16 protein-coding genes are annotated in these 20,983 nt (G+C 46.7%); 15 read left to right on the top strand and 1 reads right to left on the bottom strand.

The window, feature by feature from the left end; genetic code table 11:
- Positions 1–417: 417 nt before the first annotated feature.
- Positions 418–1,389 carry a Na/Pi cotransporter family protein gene (locus KNL20_RS05710; RefSeq protein WP_230399650.1) on the bottom strand — a complete coding sequence of 324 codons (972 nt, stop codon included), beginning with the start codon at positions 1,387–1,389 and terminating at the stop codon, positions 418–420.
- Positions 1,390–1,636: 247 nt separating this feature from the next.
- Here KNL20_RS05710 and KNL20_RS05705 point away from each other — a divergent pair, with 247 nt between their 5' ends.
- The 15 genes from KNL20_RS05705 (at position 1,637) to KNL20_RS05635 (ending at position 20,958) form a co-directional block, all read left to right on the top strand.
- Positions 1,637–5,866: a 2-hydroxyacyl-CoA dehydratase gene (locus KNL20_RS05705; RefSeq protein ID WP_230399649.1), complete on the top strand. Its 4,230-nt coding sequence runs from the start codon at positions 1,637–1,639 to the stop codon at positions 5,864–5,866.
- Positions 5,867–6,048: 182 nt separating this feature from the next.
- A complete protein-coding gene (locus tag KNL20_RS05700) occupies positions 6,049–7,635 on the top strand; it encodes an exosporium glycoprotein BclB-related protein (RefSeq protein ID WP_456299666.1) in 1,587 nt (528 codons plus the stop codon).
- A gap of 260 nt (positions 7,636–7,895) precedes the next feature.
- Positions 7,896–9,296: an NADP-dependent phosphogluconate dehydrogenase gene (gene gndA, locus KNL20_RS05695; RefSeq protein ID WP_230399648.1), complete on the top strand. Its 1,401-nt coding sequence runs from the start codon at positions 7,896–7,898 to the stop codon at positions 9,294–9,296.
- Between the two features lie 26 nt (positions 9,297–9,322).
- Entirely contained in the window at positions 9,323–10,825 is a 1,503-nt protein-coding gene (gene zwf / locus KNL20_RS05690; protein WP_230399647.1) for a glucose-6-phosphate dehydrogenase, read from the top strand.
- Positions 10,822–11,439, top strand: coding sequence for a cyclase family protein (locus KNL20_RS05685; RefSeq protein ID WP_230399646.1), 618 nt, complete (start codon positions 10,822–10,824; stop codon positions 11,437–11,439). The genes zwf and KNL20_RS05685 overlap by 4 nt, the downstream gene beginning before the upstream one ends.
- Positions 11,440–11,961: 522 nt before the next feature.
- A complete protein-coding gene (locus tag KNL20_RS15910) occupies positions 11,962–12,123 on the top strand; it encodes a hypothetical protein (RefSeq protein ID WP_268966539.1) in 162 nt (53 codons plus the stop codon).
- A gap of 331 nt (positions 12,124–12,454) precedes the next feature.
- Positions 12,455–13,357 carry a DUF6017 domain-containing protein gene (locus tag KNL20_RS05675; protein ID WP_230399645.1) on the top strand — a complete coding sequence of 301 codons (903 nt, stop codon included), beginning with the start codon at positions 12,455–12,457 and terminating at the stop codon, positions 13,355–13,357.
- Between the two features lie 14 nt (positions 13,358–13,371).
- Positions 13,372–13,584 (top strand): DUF5348 domain-containing protein, encoded by a 213-nt coding sequence (locus KNL20_RS05670; protein ID WP_230399644.1) that lies wholly within the window; start codon positions 13,372–13,374, stop codon positions 13,582–13,584.
- A gap of 41 nt (positions 13,585–13,625) precedes the next feature.
- Positions 13,626–14,108 (top strand): PcfB family protein, encoded by a 483-nt coding sequence (locus tag KNL20_RS05665; protein ID WP_230399643.1) that lies wholly within the window; start codon positions 13,626–13,628, stop codon positions 14,106–14,108.
- A complete protein-coding gene (locus KNL20_RS05660) occupies positions 14,105–15,943 on the top strand; it encodes a VirD4-like conjugal transfer protein, CD1115 family (protein WP_230399642.1) in 1,839 nt (612 codons plus the stop codon). The genes KNL20_RS05665 and KNL20_RS05660 overlap by 4 nt, the downstream gene beginning before the upstream one ends.
- A 193-nt stretch (positions 15,944–16,136) precedes the next feature.
- Entirely contained in the window at positions 16,137–16,352 is a 216-nt protein-coding gene (locus tag KNL20_RS05655; protein ID WP_006773673.1) for a Maff2 family mobile element protein, read from the top strand.
- Between the two features lie 16 nt (positions 16,353–16,368).
- Complete coding sequence (locus KNL20_RS05650; RefSeq protein WP_230399641.1) at positions 16,369–17,238, top strand: VirB6/TrbL-like conjugal transfer protein, CD1112 family; 870 nt, start codon at positions 16,369–16,371, stop codon at positions 17,236–17,238.
- Positions 17,239–17,259: 21 nt separating this feature from the next.
- On the top strand, positions 17,260–17,646 hold the full coding sequence (locus tag KNL20_RS05645) for a PrgI family protein (RefSeq protein WP_230399640.1): 387 nt from the start codon (positions 17,260–17,262) through the stop codon (positions 17,644–17,646).
- Positions 17,612–20,011, top strand: a complete 2,400-nt coding sequence (locus KNL20_RS05640; protein ID WP_331468323.1) for a VirB4-like conjugal transfer ATPase, CD1110 family — start codon at positions 17,612–17,614, stop codon at positions 20,009–20,011. Before KNL20_RS05645 ends, KNL20_RS05640 begins: the two co-directional genes overlap by 35 nt.
- On the top strand, positions 20,008–20,958 hold the full coding sequence (locus KNL20_RS05635) for a DNA-methyltransferase (RefSeq protein WP_230399639.1): 951 nt from the start codon (positions 20,008–20,010) through the stop codon (positions 20,956–20,958). The genes KNL20_RS05640 and KNL20_RS05635 overlap by 4 nt, the downstream gene beginning before the upstream one ends.
- Positions 20,959–20,983: the final 25 nt, after the last annotated feature.

Below are 20,983 nucleotides of genomic sequence, written 5' to 3'. Positions count from 1 at the left end.
CTGCGTTGGTCCTTCTCATCGTCATAGTACTTGAGGCCTGTTTCCGATTCCATACATGTCTGGATTATTCAGCAGATTTATTCTTCCATCCGCTTCTTTCTTTTGTGCAGAATATATAACGTTATTTTTTTAACGGTATATATATACGTTCTAATGCATATTATCATTTGATTTTCTGCATTAATCATAACATACTCCGCACAAATCTGAAAGTAAAGTTATTTTTCTAACAGGATTAATATATTTTAAACGGGGTCGTTAAAAGGCAAACAATCTTATTCCCCGATACTAAGCTTTTCTGCCTGTCTGAATTCGATTTTACTTTTAGATGCTAATAGAATACACCACACGTGAAGGAAAGTAAAGTTATTTTTTTAACAGGATTGATATTTTTTAAACAAAATGGTTAATAAGTTATCAATCTTGTTCATCTTTTATCAGCCAGTTCACTATTTTTACCATTAACCAGATAAATGGAAGCCACAGGAATGTACATGCCAGATTAAAAATTGTATGAGCATTCGCTATCTGTCTGGATATGATTTTTATTTCAGGTCCTTTCGGCGATATGTACGCTACAAGCTTCCCAAACCAGGGTGTTATCAGCAAAAATAAAAGACTTCCGCTTATATTCAAAACACTGTGTGCAACTGCCGTCCTTTTTGCATCGGCCGACTGACCGATGCTTGCCAGAATCGCTGTGATCGTGGTTCCGATATTGTCTCCCATCATAATCGGAATTGCTCCGGCAAGGCCGATTATGCTGCTGATTCCGTCCGGTCCGGCCTGGGAGGCCAGATTCTGCAATACGGCAATTGTAGCGTTACTGCTTTGTACTACCATCGTCATTAATGTTCCTGTCAAAAGCCCGAGTATCGGGATATCCGCTACTTTTCTTATCATATCCGCAAACACAGGACTGGCCGCCAGTGGCTGCATTACCTGTTCCATCTTCTCTATTCCCACAAACAGGAGACCAAATCCCAGGATTGCCCCTCCGAGTGCCCTTACCCCTTCTTTTTCCCAAATGAAACGAATTAGAAATCCCAGGAAGATGACCGCCCATATGTAATCACCCATATGAAATGCCAGCAGCTGTGCAGTTAATGTAGTGCCGATATTGGCCCCCATAATAACCGATATTGCCTGAGGCAGCGTAACCAAGCCTGCACTTACAAACCCAATCAGCATAACTGTTATGGCACCGCTGCTTTGCAGCACAGCCGATGTGAGGGCTCCCGCAATTACCCCCAGCAGCGGATTTCCTGTCATAAATTCCAGTATATGTTTCATCCGGCCGCCTGCCGACCTTTGCAGATTTTCAATCATCAGATTCATGCCATAAAGAAACAGTGCCAGTCCACCCAAAAATCCCAATATCATTTTCATTGTCTGCTTATCCTCCTTTTATTCTTTTCTTTTTTTATATCGGAAAAACTTTACCATTTTACGACAAATTATACAAAATCCAGGTAAAATGCGGCTTTATGGAACAAAAACCATTTTTTTAACGATTGTAATTCCAAAAAATATGTCGTATAATATGTAATGTTTCTACTTAATAAATGCGTGACGAGCAAAGTACTACCCATTGAATGACAGTTTTTCATGATACTGTCCAAAAGGAGTTTTATTTATGAATACATATACACTTGGTATTGACATTGGTTCAACTACCGTTAAAATTGCTGTTCTCGATAAACAGCAGAACCTGGTTTTTTCTGATTACGAAAGGCATTATGCCAACATTCAGGAAACTCTGGAGACACTTCTGGCCAAAGCCCATAAAGAATTGGGTGAATTGTCTTTAAGTCCGGTAATTACCGGTTCAGGTGGCCTGACCCTGGCAAAACATCTGGGAATCCCCTTTGTTCAGGAAGTAATTGCTGTCTCGTCTTCTCTGAAGGCTCATGAACCCAAAACAGATGTGGCCATCGAGCTTGGCGGTGAGGATGCAAAAATCATCTATTTCGAAGGCGGCAACGTAGAGCAGCGTATGAACGGTATCTGTGCGGGGGGAACCGGTTCTTTCATTGACCAGATGGCCTCCCTGCTTCAGACCGATGCCACAGGGCTGAATGAATATGCCAAAAACTACCACTCCATCTATCCTATTGCGGCACGATGCGGTGTATTCGCCAAAACAGATATTCAGCCTCTGATTAATGACGGTGCTACGAAAGAGGATCTGTCGGTATCTATATTCCAGGCAGTCGTTAACCAGACCATATCCGGCCTTGCATGCGGAAAACCGATTCGCGGACATGTGGCATTTCTGGGCGGTCCGCTGCACTTTTTATCCGAGCTGAAGCAATGTTTTGTACGGACGCTGAATCTGGATGAGGAGCACACCATAGCACCTGAGAATTCACATCTGTTCGCTGCTATCGGCAGTGCTCTGAATGCGGATGAAAAGGTACAGCTTTCTCTGGAAGGTCTGATAGAGCGTCTCCATGGCAAAATCACACTCGAATTCGAAGTGGAACGTATGGAACCCTTATTCTCATCCGAGGAAGAATACAATCAGTTTCTGGAACGGCAGAGCCAGAATAATGTGGCCGTGGGAGTTCTTTCCACCTATGAGGGCAATTGTTATCTGGGCATTGACGCAGGCTCCACTACTACAAAGGCAGCACTGGTCGCTGAGGATGGAACTCTGCTGTACAGCTTTTACAGCAATAATCAGGGGAATCCCCTCGCCACCTCCATTCGCGCCATTCAGGAGATTTATGAACAGATGCCCTCCTCTGCACATATCGCCTATTCCTGTTCCACCGGTTATGGTGAAGCGCTGATTAAGGCAGCACTCCTACTGGATGAAGGAGAGGTGGAAACAGTCTCCCATTACTATGCTGCGGCTTTCTTTGATCCGAAGGTGGATTGTATTCTGGACATCGGCGGACAAGATATGAAGTGCATTAAAATCAAAAATCATACCGTGGACAGCGTGCAGTTGAATGAAGCCTGCTCCTCCGGATGCGGTTCATTTATCGAAAACTTCGCACAGTCCTTGAATTACAGCGTACAGGATTTTGCGAAAGAGGCACTTTTTGCGCAGCATCCGATTGATCTTGGAACCCGCTGTACCGTATTTATGAACTCCAAGGTAAAGCAGGCACAAAAAGAGGGAGCCACCGTAGCGGATATTTCCGCAGGTCTTGCGTACTCTGTCATAAAGAATGCACTGTATAAAGTTATTAAGGTATCTGATGCTTCTGAACTGGGCAGTCATATCGTAGTACAGGGCGGAACTTTCTATAACGATGCCGTGCTGCGCAGCTTCGAAAGAATTGCGAACTGCCAGGCGATCCGTCCTGATATAGCCGGAATTATGGGAGCCTTTGGTGCGGCACTGATTGCCCGGGAGCGTTACAGTGAAGATAAAGAAACCACCATGCTTCCGATAGAGAAGATTAATGCTTTCCAATATTCCACTAAGATGGCCAACTGTAAGGGCTGTACGAACAACTGCAGGCTGACTGTCAACCGCTTCTCCGGCGGACGCCAGTATATCAGCGGTAACCGGTGTGAACGCGGTATCGGAAAAGAAAAGAACAAGGATAATATTCCGAATCTTTTTGACTATAAATACAAGAAGCTCTTTGACTATACACCGCTTCCCGAAGATGAGGCGGTAAGAGGCAAGGTGGGTATCCCGCGTGTACTGAATATGTTTGAGAATTATCCATTCTGGTTTACCTTCTTCACGAATCTGAAGTACCAGGTGGTGCTCTCCCCCACCTCTACACGAAAGATATACGAATTGGGCATAGAATCCATCCCCAGTGAGTCGGAATGCTATCCTGCCAAGCTTGCCCACGGTCATGTGACCTGGCTGATTAAGCAGGGGATAAAATACATATTCTACCCCTGTATTCCTTATGAGCGTGCAGAGTTCCCGGAAGCAGTCAATCACTTTAACTGTCCGATTGTTACTTCCTATGCTGAAAACATAAAAAACAATGTGGATGAATTAAAAGATCCTTCCATCACATTCAGAAATCCCTTCCTGGCATTTACAAGCGAAGAGATTTTAGCAGACGGTCTGGTTAAAGAGTTTTCACAGATTCCGGAAGATGAGGTGCGTTCTGCTGTGCACCAGGGATGGCGTGAACTGGACAAGATGAGAAAGGATATCCAGAAAAAAGGGGAAGAAACGCTGGATTGGATGAAAAAGAACCACAGAAGAGGCATCGTCCTGGCGGGACGTCCTTATCATATTGATCCGGAAATTCACCACGGAATACCCGAGATGATTAATTCCTATGGAATTGCTGTACTGACAGAAGATGCAGTCTCCCATATAACTGCATTGGAGCGTCCGCTCCGGGTCAATGACCAGTGGATGTATCATACCCGGCTGTATGCAGCCGCCAATTATGTTCGCCTGAGAGAGGATCTGGATTTAATTCAGCTTAACTCATTTGGCTGCGGTCTGGATGCGGTCACCACGGATCAGGTATATGAGATTTTAACGAAAAATGATAAGATTTATACCTGTCTGAAGATTGATGAGGTCAATAACTTAGGTGCTGCCCGTATTCGGGTCCGCTCGCTGCTGGCTGCCCTTCGGGCCAGAGATGATGCAAAAGAGGCACGCAAAATACGGCCGGCCTCCATCAAAAAAGTATCCTTCACCAAAGAGATGCGTAAAGACTACACCATCCTCTGCCCACAGATGTCGCCGATTCACTTTTCTTTATTGGAGTCAGCATTTAATTCCTGCGGCTATCATCTTGAGGTTCTGGCTAATGACAACAAAGAAGCGGTTGATGTTGGACTGAAATATGTAAATAACGATGCATGCTATCCCTCCCTGATGGTGGTAGGTCAGATTATGCAGGCTCTGTTATCCGGAAAATACGATTTGAATAAGGTTGCAATCATCATGTCCCAGACGGGAGGGGGCTGCCGTGCATCCAACTATATTGCATTCATCCGCCGTGCTCTGGAAAAAGCTGATATGTCCCATATACCGGTTATTTCCATAAATTTAAGTGGTCTGGAAAGCAATCCGGGATTCAAAATCACACCACAGCTGGCTCTGCGGCTTTCTTATGCTGCGGAATTCGGAGACATCCTGATGAAATGTCTCTATCGTATGCGCCCTTATGAAGTAAAAAAAGGCTCTGCCAACAGACTTCACCGGAAATGGGAGCGCTACTGCATCAACTTTTTGAGTGGCAGGCATGTGAGTCATACGAAATTCAAACAAATCTGCCGTACTATGATTCGTGATTTTGACAATCTGCCGATTACTGATATAAAAAAACCACGGGTAGGTATCGTGGGGGAGATTCTTGTAAAATTCCTCCCTGCTGCCAATAACCATCTTGCTGATCTTCTGGAAAAAGAAGGTGCTGAGGCAGTATGCCCGGATTTGATTGATTTCATGTGCTATTGCTTTTACAATACAAACTTCAAGACAGAACACTACGGATTAAAAAAATCCAGTTCTGTTGTTGCCAATCTTGGAATCGGCTTCATTAACTGGCTGCGCGATGCCGCCACGAAAGAATTCGAAAAGAGTAAGCACTTCACTCCGCCTGCCAGAATTGATGATCTGGCCAGAATGTCATCCAGTATTGTATCTGTAGGTAATCAAACCGGTGAAGGCTGGTTCTTAACCGGAGAAATGATGGAGCTGATTCACGAAGATGTTCCGAATATTGTTTGCGCGCAGCCTTTTGGCTGTCTGCCTAACCATATCGTCGGAAAAGGCGTTATCAAAGCCATAAGGAAAAAGTACCCGAAAGCCAATATCGTAGCCATTGACTACGATCCCGGTGCCTCCGAAGTAAATCAGCTGAACCGCATTAAACTTATGCTGTCAACAGCCGGCAAGAATCTGCAGAGCGAGGCTTAAGTCCATAATTTTTTTAAGGAAAACCGACCCATCCATGTCTTATGTTTACAGCAGACATGGATGGGCCGATTTTTACGTAATTCGACATTTTCCTTTCTTTTTTGTGAACTTCCTATTTCAGTAGGCATATATTATAGTAGCAGATAAAGAAAACTGCAAAATCAGAAAGGAAAGGATCTTATATGCAAGAATTTTCTGAAAAAAAAGTCGAAAAGAATTCTGATGTATCTATGAGTGAATGCAGATGCAGACCACCGTGTCCGCCTTATAATATAGGACCTACCGGACCTCCGGGTCCCAGGGGATGTAGGGGGCCCATGGGGCCAGCGGGGGCAATGGGGCCTATCGGCCCAATGGGACCCAGGGGCGCAGTCGGGCCGATGGGGCCTATGGGACCAACGGGACCTATGGGGCAAAGAGGACCGATGGGACCTATCGGGCCTATGGGGCAAAGAGGACCGATGGGACCGATCGGGCCGACCGGTCCTGCTGGTTTGACCGGCGCTACCGGGGCCAATGGTGTTGCCGGAGCTACTGGTGCTACTGGACCCACTGGTCCTGCTGGAGCCATAGGTCCTACCGGTCCTACCGGGGCTAATGGTATTACTGGCGCTACTGGACCTACCGGCGCTGACGGGGCTGCTGGCGCTACTGGACCCACTGGTCCTGCTGGGGCTATAGGGCCTACCGGTCCTACCGGGGCTAATGGTATTACTGGCGCTACTGGTCCTACTGGCGCTGCCGGGGCTAATGGGGCTGCCGGTCCTACTGGACCCACTGGTCCTACCGGCGCTGACGGGGCTGCTGGCGCTACTGGACCCACTGGTCCTGCTGGGGCTATAGGGCCTACCGGTCCTACCGGGGCTAATGGTATTACTGGCGCTACTGGCCCTACCGGCGCTGACGGGGCTACCGGTCCTACTGGTGCCACTGGTCCTGCTGGGGCTAACGGGGCTGCCGGAGCTACTGGTCCTACCGGCGCTGACGGCGCTACCGGTCCTACTGGTGCCACTGGTCCTGCTGGGGCTATAGGGCCTACCGGTCCTACCGGGGCTAATGGTATTACTGGCGCTACTGGCCCTACCGGCGCTGACGGCGCTGCCGGAGCTACCGGTCCTACTGGCGCCACTGGTTCTACCGGCGCTGACGGCGCTACCGGTCCTACTGGCGCTACTGGGCCTACCGGCGCTGACGGCGCTACCGGTCCTACTGGCGCCACTGGTCCTACCGGCGCTACTGGGCCTACCGGCAGCGGTGCAATTATTCCGTTTGCATCCGGACTTCCGGTTGCACCAACTTCAATTGCTTTAGGACTTGTGGGACTGCCAGCTGTCATTGCTTTTGGTAACAGTACGGTTCTGCCAAATGTTTTGGGTGCCACAATTGACCTGACTGGTGCAGGTGGGCTGTTAGCCAACATGGCTTTTTCAGTACCCAGAGACGGTATAATTTCGGACGTCACAGCATACTTCAGTGTTGTTCTGGGGCTTAGCTTAATTGGAACAGACCTGACAGTTCATGCCCAACTTTATCAATCTGCAACCCCGAATAATACTTTTTCACCTATTGCCGGAACTGAAGTTACGCTTGCTCCAAACTTCAGCGGAATTATAACTATTGGAGATATTGCCTCCGGATCTCTTTCAGGATTAAATATTCCTGTAACAGCGGGAACAAGACTTCTGATGGTATTTACGTTAACGGCCAGCGGCATTTCGCTCGTCAATACGTTAACAGGTTATGCCAGCGCTGGAATTAATATTTTATAATGGAAAACGCAAAACCAAATAACTACGTTTTATGGTAAGAGAAGGCCTCCCATATCAAGGGGGGCTTTTTCTATGATAGGTTCTGTATTCTTATCAATTACATAAAATATAACACAGTTCAACCAACTTTCACTATTTGTTTTAATTGAACATATACATGCAAACTGCTATAATTTACCTATCTGCAGGTAAACAGAGACATGCGGCCTCGCTCCGCACGAGGTATGTGCAAGGGATAATCTTAAGAATGTGGAGGAAATATGAGGAGTAAGCAGAACATTGGAATTATCGGATTGGCTGTTATGGGAAAAAATCTTGCCTTAAATATAGCAGACCACGGCTACACCGTATCGGTTTTTAACCGGAGTGCAAAGAGAACGGAAGAATTTCTTGCAAAATGCGTCAGCACAGCCCTGAAGGGGTACTTCACCCTTGAAGAATTCGTGCAATCACTGGAACTGCCGAGAAAAATCATTTTGATGGTAAAGGCCGGAAATGCGGTTGATGCTACCATCAGACAATTGAAACCATATCTTACTGAGGGAGACGTAATCATTGATGGAGGTAATTCTTATTTTGAACAAACCATCAACAGAAGCAAGGAACTTGAGGCTGAAGGATTTCATTATTTCGGAGTCGGTATCTCCGGAGGAGAAGAAGGTGCCCGCACGGGGCCGGCGATTATGCCGGGCGGCGATGAAAAGGCATATGAATTGATTCAGCCGATTCTAACGAATATCTCTGCGAGAGCAGAAGGAGAACCATGTTGCCATTATATCGGCAGAGATGGAGCGGGTCATTTTGTAAAGATGGTCCATAACGGAATCGAGTATGCAGATATGCAGCTCATTTGTGAAGCGTACCTGATTTTGAAAAATATGCTGAATATGAGCCCGCCTGATCTGCACGCGGTATTCAAAGAATGGAATCAAGGGGAACTGAATAGCTATCTGATTAGTATTACATCGGATATCTTCACCAAGAAGGATTTGGATTCGGACAATTATCTGGTGGACATGATTTTGGATGTTGCGGGTCAGAAGGGAACGGGTAAATGGACCAGTCAGGCTGCACTCGACTTGGGTGTTTCTATTCCGACGATTACCGGCGCAGTTTTTGAACGGTACCTCTCTTCTGCCAAGGATCTCCGGATGGCAGCAAGCCAATTATATGGTGGCAGCATAAAATCAGAGCAAAAAACAACAGATTTTGCCGAGTCGGTAAGAAAAGCACTTTATGCCAGCAAGATTTGCGCGTATGCACAGGGGTTCAGTCTGATGCTGGAAGCGTCAAAGCATTACGGATGGAATCTCAATCTCTCTAACATTGCAAAGACATTCCGGGGAGGATGCATCATAAGGGCTCAGTTTTTAAACAAAATAGCCGAAGCATATCAGACTGAGCCGGAGCTCGCAAATTTGCTTATGAACAATTATTTTAAGACTTCAATCCAGCAGTATGAGCAGGCGTGGAGGAACGTTGTTTCCACCGCCATTACCTCGGGCATTCCGGTTCCCGCCTTCTCAAGTGCCATCTCTTATTTTGACAGTTTCAGAACACATACCCTGCCTATGAACCTACTGCAGGCGCAGCGTGACTACTTCGGTACCCATACTTATAAAAGGATAGATAAAGAAGGCACATATCATACCCAGTGGTGACAAAATATAGAACGGAGTGTGGTAAGTTGAATATAAATCCAGCACATCAAGTGACAGGCGATATGTCCGCACTTATGGTGATTTTCGGCGGAACAGGTGATTTGACAAATAGAAAACTGATTCCAGCATTATATAATCTGATTTACGATCAGCGATTACCCAAGCATTTTGCTATCGTCGCTGTAGGGCGAAAAGATATGGATCACGAGCAGTATCGAAAACAGATTTTCGAACAATTGAAAAAATATTCGAGAAATGACATTGACGAAATGCTTTGGAAGAATCTAAGCTGCCTTATCTACTATTTTAAACTGAATTTTACGGATTCGGTCGGCTATGAAGGGCTTGATATATTTCTTCGAGAATTAGACAATACCTATCAAATACCCGGGAATAGGTTGTTTTATCTTGCGGTGGCACCTGATTTTTTTGAAACCATCGTGATGCACCTGCACAAGAGTAAAATGGCAGCTGTAACGAAGAATTCATGGAAACGTCTTATTATTGAGAAACCGTTTGGAAAAGACTTAAAAACTGCCCGGCTTTTAAATGGAAAACTCCGGGAAGTGTTCCGGGAAGACGACATCTACAGGATTGACCATTATCTTGGAAAAGAAATGATTCAAAACATTCTGGTTCTCAGATTCTGTAACCTGGTCTTCGAGTCACTGTGGAGCAATCAGTTTATTGACAATATACAGATATCGCTCGCAGAAAAGCATGGAGTTGGTGCCAGGGGCGGCTATTATGAGCAGTCAGGAGCCATGCGCGACATGGTCCAGAACCATCTGCTCCAAATCGTATCTCTGATTGCAATGGAAGCTCCGATTAATTTGACACCAGATGCAATTAAGATGGAGAAGCTGAAGGTTCTTAATTCAATTGAGCGCTTTTCTCCCGAATTGCTGAAGAACAACATTGTCTTTGGTCAGTATGGCAAAGGAATCATCGATGGGCATCCTGTCCCCGGTTATCAGGAAGAAGTTTCTGAAAGGTCCAACACGGAAACATTCATTGCAATGAAGTTTTATATCAATAATTTCAGATGGGCGGGTACCCCCTTCTATATCAGAACCGGAAAGCGTCTGGGTGTACATGCGGCCGAAATCGTTATCCAATTTAAAGCTTTGCCGGATATATTATATTTCAGCAATGATACCGAACAGGAGCCTAATCTGCTCGTCATCAAGATACAGCCGAATGTTGGTGTATTCTTCCAATTTAACACAAGGGACTTTAACACTGAGAAAGAGATTATGTCCGCAAAAATGGATACTAGTCACACCAGCCGTGCGCAGGGAAATACGCCGGAAGCCTATGAGAAACTTATTCTGGACGTAATCAAGGGAGACTCTACCCTCTTTTCTAGTTGGGACGAGGTGGAGGCCTCTTGGATGATAGCTGACAAGATTACTGAATACGGGAGACGAAGAAAACTCAATCTCCCCAACTATGATGCCGGATCGATGGGACCAATTCAGTCCTTCGAGCTTCTGGCACGCGATTGCAGAAAGTGGTGGAATATATGAAAATACTTGATATATCTATGCCGATTACAAAGGATATGAACGTCTATAAGGATGAGCCTGCAAAAAAACCAGTCATTACAGTGGTCAGTGACTTTTCAAACGGACCGGCGCATGAGACAAAGCTTGAGATGAACGTACACACAGGTACACATATTGATATGCCGCTTCACATGTTGGAGAACGGCCAGACAATAGAAAACATTAATTTGGAAAAAGTGTTCACAAAATGCAAGGTATTTGATCTTGTACAGGTAGATGAGAAAATTTCCAAAGAGCACCTTTCTGGAAAAACAATCTTGAAAGGGGACTTTATTCTGTTGAAAACAAAAAATTCATTCGTAAAAAACCCCGGTAAGAATTTTATCTATCTCGACAAATCGGGGGCAGAGTACCTTGCCGATAAGAAGGTGTGCGGCGTGGGAATCGATAGCCTTGGTATAGAGCGGGACCAGCCTGGTCATGAAACTCATAAAATCCTGTTATCTTTAGAAATCATTATTCTCGAAGGTCTCCTTTTGAAAAACATCGAAGAAGGTGAATACTTCCTGAGCGCACTGCCAATCAATGTACCAAGCGCAGAGGGGGCGCCAGTAAGAGCAGTCTTGCTCATCTAAGCGTTTACCTATCTCATCTTTTGCGTAATCTTTAAGCTTTTCCCGCACTTCGGACCATTGGTCCGAAGTCTTTTATTTATATGCAACTAAATTTATTACTAATACATTGAAGCCAAATACCTTTATGTTTAAGTGAGGATGATTTTGTGAGCGTGCAGCTCCAAACCACAGGCATATTGGTCTGCGCTGAGGCTTGGGCTGCATTATCACGAAATTCAGCCCAGTAAAGCATGCGGTTATTTAAGAAAAACAACGCTCCTAGAATATCTCTGTTTTTTATGTAATTCGACATTTTAACCCATACTTTTTAACTTTTTATTTTTTTATGCATATATTTATAGTAGCAGATGAAACAAACTGCATAAGCAATAAGGAAAGGAGATTTAAATGCAAGAATTTTTTGAAAAAAAAGTCGAAAACAATTCTGATGTATCTATGAGTGAATGTAGGTGCAGACCCCCGTATCCGTCTTGTAATGTGGGACCTACCGGACCCCCGGGCCCCAGAGGATGTCCTGGACCTATGGGACCTATGGGACCGATGGGGCCTATGGGGCAAAGAGGGCCAATGGGTCCGATCGGACCGATGGGGCAAAGAGGACCTATAGGTCCAATCGGTCCAACAGGACCTGCTGGTGTTACTGGTGTTACCGGTGCTACCGGACCTACCGCACCGTGTATTTAATGACAACCACGGAAAACCGCATGAATACAGGGTTTTCAAAAAATCTAAAGACAATTAAACATATCTATAATCACACCTAAAACGCCGATTGCAAGGAGGACAAACCTTGAATTGGCGTTTTTAAGTGTTACGGCGGCGTTTACTAATTCCCTTTTGGGAAGATAGGAACGCCGTTTTTTTATGCCCTCATGTTACGCAGTAGGGGCAAAAATAGCCTTGATTTACGCGGCTTTGCAGGTGCGTTTCTGACGTGGCAAGGGTAATATACCTTTTCCCTCAAAATCACCTTTTAACTGCGTGACAAATCTACAGCAAAGGAGTTGATGAAGCAATGGCAGTTTTCCGAGTAGAACGAAACAAGGGTTATACCGTTATGAGCAACCACCACTTGCGAAACAAGGATTTAACCCTTAAAGCAAAGGGGCTGCTATCGCAAATGCTATCCCTGCCGGAGGATTGGGACTATACCCTTGCGGGGCTATCTCATATCAACCGGGAAAAAATTGACGCGATACGCGAAGCGGTGCGGGAGCTTGAACGCATCGGATATATCATACGGTCAAGAGAACGCGACGAGAAAGGACGCTTGCGGGGCGCGGACTATGTGATTTACGAGCAGCCGCAGCCGCCTATATCGGATTTACCTACATTGGAAAATCCAATATTGGATAATCCAACGTTGGAAAAACCTACACAGGATAACCCTACGTTGGAAAATCCAACGCAATTAAATAAAGAGATACAAAGAACTGACTTACCAAAAAAAGATAAATTAAATACAGATTTATCAAGTACCGATTCCATTCCTATCCATTCCCAAAGTCCCCTGCCTTACGGGGAAAGGAGCGGAAAGGAAGCGTCTACTCAAAGCGCGATTGAGATATACCGGGAAATTATACAGGACAATATCGAGTACGATTATCTCCTGCAAGACCCCCATATCGACAATGACCGTCTGAATGAAATTGTTGACCTCATGCTTGAAACCATATGCACCGCAAGAAAGACAATCCGCATTGCCGGGGACGATTATCCCGCCGAGCTTGTGAAATCTAAGTTTTTGAAGCTGAACAGCAGCCACATTCAATTTGTCTTTGACTGTATGCGGGAGAACACCACCAAAATCCGCAACATCAAGCAGTATCTACGGGCGGTTTTGTTTAACGCCCCGACCACCATTGACAGCTACTATACCGCCCTTGTCACTCACGACATGGCAAGCGGCAAAATCTGAAAGGAGTATCCACTATGAAACAGGGAGCATTGATTTTTGACGAACAGACCGACCGTTACGACATTCGCTTTGACCTTGCCGATTATTACGGCGGGCTGCATTGCAGGGAATGTTTCGAGATTTTCACAGGCGGCAAATGGAAACCGACCCGTATGGAAATGGCTGAAAACTGGTATCTTGTGGGTGTCCGCGCCGAGGATTTGAACGGGCTGCGGGTGCGGATATAAATGCCCAAAACCGCCGCCATACCGTGAAAGGAGGACGGTAAATGCAAGATGAAGTAAACGAAAAGACCATTGCCATATCCATAAAGGCAACAAAGCTATCTGCAAAGCTGCTGCAAAAAGCTATGAAATCCATGCTTTCACAGATGAAAAAGCAGCTTGAAAAACAGGCGACGCCCCACGGCAAGCAGACCCTAAAACAGCTTATGAAGCAGAACGCGGGCGTTTCCAACATTGAAATCACCGACGGAAATATCAAAGCCTTTGAGGGTACCGCGAAAAAGTACGGGATTGACTTTGCCTTGAAAAAGGACAATACCGAAAGCCCGTCCCGTTACCTTGTGTTTTTCAAGGGGCGCGACGCGGACGCGCTGACCGCAGCCTTTAAGGAATTTTCCGCAAAAAAGCTGACGCAGGAGAAAAAGCCCTCAATCCGCAAGCTGCTTTCCGCCATGAAAGAAAAGGGGGCGGCAAAAAACAACCAGCGCGTCAAAGTGAACAAAAAGGACAGGGGGATTGAGCTATGAGCAATGTAAACTGGAAAAAGCTGATTATCCCCAACATTCCCTATCTGCTCTTTGTGTATCTCTTTGATAAAGCGGCACAGGCTTTCAGACTTACGCCGGGGGCTGACATGAGCGCAAAGCTCTTGTCAATCGGGGACGGTTTCGCCGCTGCCTTTGCAAATGCCACGCCGAGTTTTGACCCGTTGGATTTACTTGTTGGCATTGCAGGAGCGGCAATTATCCGGCTTGCCGTATACATCAAAGGCAGGAACGCAAAAAAGTACCGCAAGGGAATAGAATACGGTTCTGCCCGTTGGGGCGGCGCAGCAGATATAAAGCCTTATGTTGCCCCGGTATTTGAAAACAACGTCATTCTGACCCAGACCGAACGGCTGATGATGAGCAGCCGCCCGAAGCAGCCGAAGTACGCAAGAAATAAAAATGTGCTTGTAATCGGCGGCAGCGGCAGCGGAAAAACCCGCTTTTTCGTCAAGCCTAACCTTATGCAAATGCACAGCAGCTATGTTGTGACTGACCCCAAAGGAACGGTTTTATTAGAGTGTGGAAAAATGCTTGCCCGTGGCACCCCGAAAATCGGTGAGGACGGGCAACCCGTAAGGAGAAATGGAAAAATAGTCTATGAGCCGTATCGTATCAAGGTGATAAATACAATCAATTTTAAGAAAAGTATGCGGTACAACCCCTTTGTCTATATCCGCAGCGAAAAGGACATTTTGAAGCTCGTTACGACTATTATAAGCAACACCAAAGGCGAGGGCGAAAAAAGCACGGAGGATTTTTGGGTGAAAGCGGAAAAGCTCTATTACACCGCCTTAATCGGCTATATCTGGTATGAAGCCCCGGAGAATGAAAAGAACTTTACAACCCTGCTTGAAATGATAAATGCGTCGGAAGCCCGCGAGGACGACGAGGATTTTCAAAATCCAGTTGACCTCATGTTTGAGCGTTTGGAGCAGAAAGACCCGGAACATTTTGCCTTGAAGCAGTACAAGAAATATAAACTTGCGGCGGGCAAGACTGCAAAATCAATCCTCATTTCCTGCGGCGCAAGGTTAGCCCCATTTGACATACGGGAACTGCGGGAGCTAATGGAAACCGACGAAATGGAGCTTGACACCATAGGCGACCGCAAAACCGCTCTTTTCGTTATCATTTCCGACACCGACGACACCTTTAACTTTGTTGTTTCCATTCTTTACACACAGCTTTTCAATCTGCTTTGCGACAAGGCAGATGATGTATACAGCGGACGGCTGCCCGTTCATGTGCGCTGCCTGTTAGATGAATTTGCGAATATCGGGCAGATACCAAAGTTTGAAAAGCTCATAGCCACCATACGAAGCCGGGAAATCTCGGCTTCTATTATTTTGCAAAGCCAGTCACAGCTAAAAGCCATTTACAATGACAATGCAGATACCATAATCGGCAACTGCGACACCACGCTTTTCTTGGGCGGCAAAGAAAAAACCACCTTGAAAGAAATCTCTGAAATCTTGGGAAAGGAAACGATAGACAGCTTCAACACGTCCGAAAACAGAGGGCGGGAAGTTTCCCACGGACTGAATTATCAGAAATTGGGAAAGGAGCTTATGACGCAAGACGAAATCGCCGTTATGGACGGTGGAAAGTGCATTTTACAGCTACGCGGCGTGCGCCCGTTTTTCTCTGATAAGTACGATATAACTCGACACCCGAACTATCAATACCTTTCCGACGCAGACCCCAAAAACGCTTTTGACATGGAAAAGCAGTTAAGACGACGCCCTGCAATCGTAAAGCCGGACGAGGTTTTTGACTACTACGAAATCGACGAAGCCGCTTTGCATGAGCAGTAACAGGAGGTGATACAATCCGTAAAGAAACAAGGGGCTATTGGGTACGCGCCCCTACTACAATTTCATAGTGATATGCCGCCAACTATGGGGCGGTATTTCTTTTGCGATAGTTTACGGACTATCACTTTTTTGTACCCAAAAACAAAATCAAAGAATATGTGAGCCGCAAAAGCGGCAGAAAGAGAGGTCATTTATGGCGTTTTTCAATTCGGCAGTAGGTGTTTTGCAGACCCTTGTAATCGCATTGGGTGCGGGCTTGGGAATTTGGGGTGTTATCAATCTTTTGGAGGGCTACGGCAACGACAATCCCGGTGCAAAATCGCAGGGCATGAAGCAGCTCATGGCGGGCGGCGGCGTTGCTTTGATTGGCGCGACCCTTGTACCTTTGCTTTCCGGCCTGTTCGGTTAAGGGCGGGTAAACGCCTATGCAGAGCATACTTGATGCGATTAACGAATGGATAAAGGAAATCCTTATCGGAGCCATTAACGGGAATCTGTCAACTATGTTCGGGGACGTAAACGAAAAAGTCGGCACAATCGCCGCCGAGGTAGGCAAGACCCCGCAGGGTTGGAATGCGAATATTTTTTCCATGATTCAGACCCTTTCGGAAAATGTAATCGTACCCATTGCGGGGCTTGTGATTACCTACGTTCTATGCTACGAGCTTATCAGCATGGTAACGGAAAAGAACAACATGCACGACATAGATACGTTCATGTTCTTTAAGTGGTTTTTTAAGGCGTGGGTAGCGGTGTTTCTCGTTACCAATACCTTTACTATCACTATGGCGGTGTTCGATATGGCGCAGCACGTCGTATCGGGTGCGGCGGGCGTAATCGGCGGCAACACAAATATTGATGTTGCCGCCGCGCTTTCGTCCATGCAATCCGGGCTTGACGCTATGGAAATCCCCGAACTGCTGTTGCTCGTTATGGAAACAAGCCTTGTCAGCCTTTGCATGAAAATCATGTCGGTGCTGATAACGGTAATCCTGTACGGGCGTATGATAGAAATTTACCTTTATTGTTCCGTATCCCCGATTCCGTTTGCAACCATGACAAACCGGGAGTGGGGGCAGATAGGAAACAACTACCTTAAAAGCCTGTTTGCTCTTGGCTTTCAAGGCTTTTTAATTATGATATGCGTCGGCATTTACGCGGTTTTGGTAAACGACATGATAATAGCGGACAATCTGCACAGCGCGATATTTTCCCTTGCAGCCTATACCGTTATCCTCTGCTTTTCCCTGTTCAAATCCGGCGCGCTGGCGAAATCAATATTTTCAGCGCATTAAGGCGCAGAAAGGAGGTTCACTATGGCGTATGTACCCGTACCAAAAGACCTATCCCGTATCAAAACAAAAGTCGCTCTCAACCTGACGAAGCGGCAAATCATCTGCTTTTCGGCGGCTCTCCTAATCGGATTGCCGCTTTTCTTTTTACTCAAAGACAGCACGGGAACGAGCTTTGCAGCGTTTGTAATGATTGTTGTCATGCTGCCCTGCTTCCTCATTGCCATGTATGAAAAGCACGGGCAACCCCTTGAAGTCGTGGTAAAAAACATCATTCAGACAAAATTTATCCGACCCAAAGAGCGACCATATCAGACGGAAAACTTTTACGCCGTTTTGGCACGGCAGAGAAAACTGGAAAAGGAGGTATCGGCTATTGTCAACGGCAAAAACAAAACCTGTAAGAAATAAGCGCAAGCTGACCCGCGCCGGGAAAAAGCAGATTGCCGCCATTATCCAAAAGGCAAAGGGGGACGGGAAAGCGCATACCGCGCAGCAGACGATTCCCTATCTTACCATGTACCCCGACGGGATTTGCAGGGTAACAGAAAAGAAATTCAGCAAGAGCATTGTATTTGAAGATATTAACTATCAGCTTGCACAGGCAGACGACAAGACCGCCATTTTTGAAAACTGGTGCGACTTCCTTAACTATTTTGACGCTTCCGTATCGGTGCAGCTTTCCTTTATCAATCAAGGGACGCAACGAAGTGAAGCAGAAAAGGCAATTGAGATTCCCCCGCAGGAGGACGCTTTCAACTCCATTCGTGCCGAGTATGCGGCTATGCTGAAAAATCAGCTTGAAAAAGGAAACAACGGGATTGTCAAGTACAAGGCTATCACCTTTTCCATTGAAGCGGACACCCTTACCACAGCAAAGGCGCGGCTTGCCCGTATCGAAACCGACGTACTCAACAACTTTAAGGTGCTTGGCGTATCAGCTCACCCCATGACGGGCTATGAACGGTTGAAAATGCTGCATGGCGTATTTCACCCGGAGGGAGAGCCTTTTTCCTTTGATTTTTCTTGGCTTGCCCCGTCCGGGTTGTCTACAAAGGATTTTATTGCCCCGTCCTCTTTCCGTTTTGGTGAGGGGCGCACATTCCGCATGGGTAAAAAAATCGGTGCGGCGAGTTTCCTTGAAATCCTTGCGCCGGAGTTAAACGACCGTATGCTTGCGGATATTCTCGACCTTGAAACGGGCGTTATTGTCAATCTGCATATCCGCAGTATCGACCAGAGCGAAGCAATCAAGACCATTAAGCGCAAAATTACCGACCTTGACAAAATGAAAATTGAGGAACAAAAAAAAGCTGTCCGCAGCGGGTATGACATGGATATTATCCCGTCCGACCTTGCCACATTCGGCAGCGAAGCGAAAAATCTCTTGCAGGATTTACAGAGCAGGAATGAGCGCATGTTTTTACTTACGTTCCTTGTGGTGAACATGGCAGACACGAAGCGCAAACTTGAAAATGACGTGTTCGCCGTTAAGGGTATCGCGCAAAAATACAACTGCGCTTTGACCCGTCTTGACTACTTGCAGGAAGCGGGCCTTCTATCAAGCGTCCCCATTGGGGAAAATCTTATCCCAATTCAAAGGGGCTTGACAACGAGCAGTACCGCAATTTTTATTCCGTTCATCACACAGGAGCTTTTTCAAGAGGGCGCAGCCCTTTATTATGGGCTGAACGCGCTTTCCAACAATATGATTTTATGTGACCGAAAGAAACTGAAAAACCCGAACGGGCTTATCTTGGGAACGCCGGGTAGCGGTAAATCTTTTGCGGCAAAGAGGGAAATTACAAATGCTTTTCTCATTACCGACGACGATATTATTATCTGCGACCCGGAAGCCGAGTATTACCCCCTTGTGCAAAGGCTCCACGGACAGGTTATCCGCATTTCTCCCACAAGCACACAGTATGTCAACCCTATGGATATTAACTTAAATTACAGCGAGGACGACAGCCCTCTTGCGCTGAAAAGCGACTTTATTCTTTCTCTTTGCGAGCTGGTCATTGGCGGGAAAGAGGGCTTGCAGCCAGTGGATAAAACAGTCATTGACCGGGCTGTCCGCAATGTCTACCGTCCGTTTCTTGCCGACCCCGACCCGGTGAAAATGCCTATCTTGGGCGACCTTTACGACGAGCTTTTAAAGCAGCCGGAGCCGGAAGCGGCGCGTATCGCGTCGGCATTGGAGCTTTACGTTTCGGGGAGCCTTAACGTCTTTAACCACCGTACCAATGTGGAGCTTTCAAACCGCCTTGTCTGCTTTGATATTAAGCAGCTTGGAAAGCAGCTAAAAAAGTTAGGTATGCTCATTGTGCAAGACCAGGTATGGAACCGGGTAACAGTCAACCGCGCCGAGCATAAGGCGACGCGCTACTATATGGACGAGTTTCATCTACTCTTGAAAGAGGAACAGACCGCCGCTTACAGCGTGGAAATTTGGAAGCGATTCAGAAAGTGGGGCGGCATACCGACCGCAATCACGCAGAACGTCAAGGATTTGCTATCTTCCCGCGAGGTAGAGAACATTTTTGAAAACAGCGATTTTGTGCTTATGCTCAATCAGGCCGCCGGTGACCGGGCTATCCTTGCAAAACAGCTTAACATTTCCCCGCAGCAAATGAAGTACGTTACCCACACCGAAGCGGGCGAGGGGCTTATTTTCTACGGCAACGTGGTACTGCCATTTGTAGACCGTTTCCCTCAAAATACCGAGCTTTACCGAGTAATGACGACGAAGCCGGAGGAAGTGAGGGGCGCATGAAAACGGACGCAATCATCAACAGGGACGCGCTTCTTGCTTTAAAGGAACTTCCCAACGAAAGCGTCCATTGTGCCGTAACGTCGCCGCCCTACTATGCTTTGCGGGATTATGGACTTGATGCACAGATTGGACGCGAGGACACGCCGGAACAGTACATTGAAAGGCTTGTTGCGGTTTTCCGGGAACTGCGCCGGGTACTCCGTTCAGACGGTACGTTTTGGCTGAATATTGCGGACACCTATTGCGGCACAGGCAGCAAGGGCAGCTACACCGACCCGAAAAACCCAAAAGGCAGAAACGGGCAAGGCGTATCAAGCGCAAGACAGGCGGCGGGCTGCAAGCAAAAAGACTTAATCGGCATTCCGTGGCTTTTAGCTTTTGCTCTGCGCTCTGATGGGTGGTTTTTACGCAGCGATATTATTTGGCAGAAAGACAACCCCATGCCCGAAAGCGTCAAAGACCGTCCGAGCCGCTGCTATGAACACGTTTTTTTGCTTACGAAGTCAAAAAAATATTTCTATGACGCTGCCGCCATTGCCGAACCCATAGCCCCTACAACAGCGGCGCGGTATAAATCCGGGCGCGGCGAAAATCACAAATACGCCGGGGAAGTACCCGGACAAGGCAAGGTGCAAGGTATCAACAGGGCGAGAAAAGGCGGCTATTACGACGACGCGCTTATCCCCACGATACGCAACAAGCGCGACGTTTGGCTTATCAATACCGTTCCCTACAAAGGCGGTCATTTTGCCGCCTTTCCCCCAAAGTTAGTGGAAACCTGTATTATGGCGGGCTGTCCGAAAGGCGGCATTGTCCTTGACCCATTCTTTGGAAGCGGTACAACGGGGCTTGCAGCGAAAACCCTTAACCGCAGCTATATTGGCATTGAACTAAATACCGAGTATTGCGCCCTTGCAAGGGCGCGGATTGGAGGTGATAACTCTTGAAAGACCCCTTAAAGCCCCGCGACAA

It is taken from the genome of Novisyntrophococcus fermenticellae, assembly GCF_018866245.1.
In the GTDB taxonomy this organism is placed as follows: Bacteria; Bacillota; Clostridia; order Lachnospirales; family Lachnospiraceae; genus Novisyntrophococcus; species Novisyntrophococcus fermenticellae.
The sequence above is the reverse complement of the archived record's forward strand: the minus strand, read 5'-3'. Positions and strand labels throughout refer to the sequence as shown.